At 41.2% G+C, this 4,753-nt stretch carries 5 protein-coding genes; 4 read left to right on the top strand and 1 reads right to left on the bottom strand.

Features of this window, described 5'->3' with window-relative positions:
- Window positions 1–244 precede the first annotated feature (244 nt).
- From AC1DDX_RS23865 to AC1DDX_RS23850, 4 genes are all read left to right on the top strand, one after another.
- Window positions 245–814 (top strand): Crp/Fnr family transcriptional regulator, encoded by a 570-nt coding sequence (locus tag AC1DDX_RS23865; RefSeq protein ID WP_288878996.1) that lies wholly within the window; start codon window positions 245–247, stop codon window positions 812–814.
- A gap of 79 nt (window positions 815–893) precedes the next feature.
- The gene (locus AC1DDX_RS23860) at window positions 894–1,865 is read left to right on the top strand and encodes an aldo/keto reductase (protein ID WP_172659786.1); all 972 of its coding nucleotides are present in this window, start codon (window positions 894–896) and stop codon (window positions 1,863–1,865) included.
- 321 nt (window positions 1,866–2,186) lie between these two features.
- The gene (locus AC1DDX_RS23855) at window positions 2,187–3,035 is read left to right on the top strand and encodes an alpha/beta fold hydrolase (protein WP_288878995.1); all 849 of its coding nucleotides are present in this window, start codon (window positions 2,187–2,189) and stop codon (window positions 3,033–3,035) included.
- A gap of 97 nt (window positions 3,036–3,132) precedes the next feature.
- Complete coding sequence (locus tag AC1DDX_RS23850; RefSeq protein WP_172659784.1) at window positions 3,133–4,209, top strand: serine hydrolase domain-containing protein; 1,077 nt, start codon at window positions 3,133–3,135, stop codon at window positions 4,207–4,209.
- Between the two features lie 156 nt (window positions 4,210–4,365).
- Here the strand turns inward: AC1DDX_RS23850 and AC1DDX_RS23845 are convergent, their stop codons facing one another.
- Window positions 4,366–4,554: a hypothetical protein gene (locus AC1DDX_RS23845; protein WP_337716561.1), complete on the bottom strand. Its 189-nt coding sequence runs from the start codon at window positions 4,552–4,554 to the stop codon at window positions 4,366–4,368.
- Window positions 4,555–4,753 lie beyond the last annotated feature (199 nt).

The raw sequence follows: 4,753 nt of genomic DNA, 5'->3' as shown, positions 1-4,753 counted from the left end.
CTTAGAGACCATCCAGGAATATGCCGACTTTGTTGAGGTGACCGCAAAAGTGGAAGTATGCAGAGATACAAAAGACAATTTTTTTATTATCTCTTGCTCATGATGGTAAAGCAGACATATTATTAACCGGAGATGATGATTTATTGGTTCTAGAAAAGTATAATAAAACTACAACCCTGACGATAAGCGATTTCGTAAAAAGCTAATCATCTCCCCTAGGTTAATAAAAACTTATCTTTACCCTATGAAAAGCTTTATACCATACGTTTTACAATTCGGCAATTTGACCACTCAACAAATTGACTTTATTTCAAGCAAAGCGTATGAAGTAACACTTCATAAAGACGAACATTTCTGGGAAGCAGGAAAAGTGGTAACAAAGATTGGCTTTATTACGCACGGCATTCTTCGGGTTTTCTATTATAACAATGAAGGCGAAGAACATACTCGCTACTTTATCGAAGAAAACCATTTGATTCTGGACGGCCATGACGGGGAAACAAGCTATACCCCTTCCGAATATTTACAAGCCGTTACCGACACCAAACTCGTTGTATTTTCAAAAAAGGACTGGAAAGAAATTTCCGAAACCATTGCTGGTTGGGATAGCATCATTCAAAAAATAACGGCAACATATCTGAGAAAAAAATTAGAAAGAAGAAGTCAGTTGGTCTCGCAGGATGCCGCCACACGCTACCTTGAATTTCTCGAAAAATTCCCAACCTTGGTAAATCGTATACCACTATCATATGTGGCTTCTTATCTGGGCATCACCCAATCTTCATTGAGCAGAATAAGAAAAAACATTCGCTAAATCACTTTTTGCCAAATGGCAAATGATTCCATTTTTTATTGAACCAACTTTGCTACAGTAGTTTCAAAAGCAATAAAAAATGAAAACAAGAAAATTAGGAAATAGCGGATTAGAAGTATCTGCATTAGGTTTTGGCTGTATGGGATTAAGCTTTCCCGATGCACCTGGAAAAGGCGAAGTCGTTAAATTATTACGTTCCGCATTTGAAGAAGGCATTACTTTTTTTGATACAGCCCAAGCTTATGGCGACAATGAAGAATTACTGGGTCAGGCCCTTTCTTCGTTTCGCAAGCAAGTAGTCATTGCAACAAAATTTGGCTTCAGGGAAGGTAAAACAATGTTGGGAATGGACAGTCGCCCTGAAAACATTAGAGCCGTTGCCGAAGCCTCTTTGCAGCGGTTCAAAACCGATTATATTGATCTGTTCTACCAACACAGAGTTGATCCCAATGTACCTATTGAAGAGGTTGCAGGCACAGTAAAAGACTTAATCCAGGAAGGTAAAGTAAAGCACTTCGGTTTATCCGAGGCAAATGCAGAAACAATCCGTAAAGCACACGCAGTTCAGCCTGTTACAGCATTGCAAAGCGAATATTCCATGTTTTACCGCGACCCCGAAAAAGAAATAATACCAACTTTAGAAGAATTGGGTATTGGCTTTGTACCGTTCAGTCCATTGGGCAAAGGATTTCTTACCGGCACAATAAACCCCGACACAGAATTTGATAAAACCGACGGCAGAAGCATGGCACCTCGCTTCAGCAAAGAAAACAGAGAAGCCAATCAGGCATTAGTCGATTTACTTATTTCTATTGCAAAAGACAACAACGCTACATCTGCACAAATAGCATTAGCCTGGCTCTTGGCTCAAAAACCCTGGATCGTTCCCATACCCGGCACAACAAAATTAACCCGCCTCATAGAAAATATTGGTAGCGCAAACCTTTTGCTAACTGATGACGCTCACTCCAGAATAACCGCCGCATTAGCAACAATCAAAATCTCCGGCGCCCGCTACCCCGCACAGCTACAATCAATACTAGGCAAATAATAAAACATCACCCGCCCTGGTCTGTCGTCATCCTAACCACTACACCCGTCATCTCGAACGCAGAGAGAGATCTCTTGAAGTAGCATAACCATGATATCTCTCCTGGCGTCGAGATGACGACAACTAGACTCAGCACATCGCTACCACCCCATCATCCTGAACTTGTTTTGCTTCGCAGCTCTGACGGGTCAGGATCTCTTCTGAGCAAGCTCCCCGGTAATCCCCTTTTACAAAACCAGACCTTTTTTTAAAAACATTTGCGCAACCATTTGGTTGTTCTTATATTTGCAATCAAATGGTTGCATTATCAAAATTTACAAAATGAAAAGAACAATCGCACATCTTGTTTTAACAGCTCTGATACTATCATCCTGTAACAATACAAACCGCCCGGAACAAACCAAAACTCACGGCTACTCAGAAGTCAACGGGATTAAAATGTACTACGAAATTTATGGAGACGGCAAACCCCTTGTTTTACTTCACGGTGGCGGCTCTACCATTCAAACAACATTTGGAAGAGTTATTCCGATGCTTGCTAAACACAGAAAGATTATTGCTGTTGAACTGCAGGCTCACGGAAGAACCAGTGACAGAGGTAAAGATGCAACCTTTGAACAAGACGCAGACGACGTTGCAACCCTTTTAAAGAATTTGAAAATTGACAAGGCCGACTTCTTTGGTTTCAGTAACGGAGGCACAACCACTATACAAATAGCCATTCGCCACCCTCAAATTGTAGATAAAATCGTTCTCGGCTCTGCACTTTCTAAACGAAATGGAATGCCTCCACAATTTTGGGATTTCATGAAACAAGCGAACTTAACAAATATGCCCCAGGAGCTAAAAGATGCTTATCTGGCTGTAACACCTGATCCAAAAGGCCTTCAAATAATGCACGACAGAGACGCAAAGCGCATGGTAAATTTTAAAGACATACCAGACGAACAGATCAAATCCATTAAAGCCAAAACGCTAATCATAATAGGCGATAAAGATGTTATAAAACCCGAGCACGCTATAGAAATGAGCAGACAGATTGCCGACTCAAAACTAGCCATAATACCAGGCGTACATGGTGAGTACATCGGTGAAATAACAACCCTAAAATCCAATTCCAAAGAAGAAGACTATGTTATTCCAATGATGGAAAGCTTTCTCGATAAATAAGAAATCTTTAGGTATTTTGGAGCGCTTGGGATGTGATCAATCCTCTTATGCAACCATTCTCTCTCTCATTAGGTCCTATTATACAAATACTTACACCATGAGAGGACCATTCACCATCTTATTGCTCTTCACAGTCGCAATCGCTTTCGCACAACCCGACAAGACTGCGGCTTTTATCGATGCCTATGTTAAAAAGAGCAACTTCAACGGAACAATTCTGATTGCCAAAAAATCGCATCCCGTATATAAAAAAAGTTTTGGTCTGGCCGACTTTTCCTTAAACATTCTGAATAAACCTGAAACCAGATATAAAGTCGCTTCAATCACAAAGGCTTTCACCTCCGTACTCATTTTGCAACTGGTAGAGCAGGGAAACATAGACCTAGAAAAGCCGATCATCACATATCTACCTGAATACAAAGGCGCCGGCGGAAACAAAGTAACCATAAGGCAACTACTCAACATGACATCGGGCATGCGTAATATGGATGAAAACGGGTCATCGCTCGAGGGAGTACTAAAGAACGGGCTCCCTCAATATCAGTTACCAAATACCTCCGACCAGATGCTCGAGAAATTTTGCAGTATGGAACTGGTAAAAGAACCGGGCAAAGAATTTGACTACAACAATGCTGATTTTATTATCCTGGGAAAAATCATCGAGAAGTTGAGTGGCAAAAGTTTTGAGAAAGTTTTACGGGAAAAAATACTGGTTCCACTAAGCTTAACCAATTCCGGAATGCTGACTCAGAACACAATTATAAACGGTCTGGCAAATACTTATTTCTATAGGAATGACATCAAAAAACTGGTACCAGACCTTCCCGCGTATATCGAAAACTGGTATGCTTCCGGAGCAATGTACTCCACAGTGGATGATATCCTTAAGTTTTCAAATGCTTTGTTCGGTGGAAAGCTCCTGAAACCTGAAACATTGAAACAGATGTTCAGCTCCGGCCTGGGCGAGTATGGCCTGGGTGTATGGGTCTATCTTGATTATAAGATCAACAATAAGATGTATACCATTATTAAAAGACCGGGCAGCATTATGGGTGCTCAGGCAATGCTTTTTCATATCCTGGAAGATGACTCAACAATCATCATTCTAAGCAATACCGGAACAGTCAATATGGATGATTTTGCAGCAAAACTTGCAGATAAAATTATGGAATAGCCACGTCATCATCACTACCCGATCGCTCGTCATCCCCTCCTGATCGGTCGTCATCCTGAACTTGTTTCAGGATCCCGTTTGAGCAAGTTGCCCTTAGTAAAAAATAAAAATCCCTGCAATCAAATTATCGCAAGGATTTGCCTGGTGCCAGCAACCCTAACCCGTCATCCCGGGGAACCGAGGGATCTCTTGCTCATGCAAATCACTTGCTACCGCTTCATAACCAAGAGATTTAGCTGCGCTGAAGAGCTCGGTTCTCCCATCGTCCTTTAGATTTGTTTTGATTATTTTTAGAATGAGAAGGAAGCAGAAGTAAACTATCCTTTCGTCAGAGTTTGGACTCATGTCTCGATTTAGACTTCTGCCTCCCTTTCATCAGGAACTCAAATAGAAATTAGGGCTAATGACCCATTTGATTATTTTTAGAATGAGAAGGAAGCAGAAGTAAACTATCCTTTCGTCAGAGTTTGGACTCATGTCTCGATTTAGACTTCTGCCTCCCTTTCATCAGGAACTCAAATAGAAATTAGGGCTAATGACCCAT

The organism is Pedobacter sp. 10L46_2 (assembly GCF_056395165.1).
Note: the sequence above shows the minus strand (reverse complement) of the source record. Positions and strands in the feature narration are given on the sequence as shown.

Excerpts from the sequence above, each read along its gene's own strand:
- AC1DDX_RS23860 (WP_172659786.1), top strand. The coding sequence starts at position 894 with ATGAAAACAAGAAAATTAGGAAATAGCGGATTAGAAGTATCTGCATTA.
- AC1DDX_RS23850 (WP_172659784.1), top strand. The coding sequence starts at position 3,133 with ATGAGAGGACCATTCACCATCTTATTGCTCTTCACAGTCGCAATCGCT.
- AC1DDX_RS23845 (WP_337716561.1), bottom strand. The coding sequence starts at position 4,554 with ATGAGTCCAAACTCTGACGAAAGGATAGTTTACTTCTGCTTCCTTCTC.
- AC1DDX_RS23855 (WP_288878995.1), top strand. The coding sequence starts at position 2,187 with ATGAAAAGAACAATCGCACATCTTGTTTTAACAGCTCTGATACTATCA.
- AC1DDX_RS23865 (WP_288878996.1), top strand. The coding sequence starts at position 245 with ATGAAAAGCTTTATACCATACGTTTTACAATTCGGCAATTTGACCACT.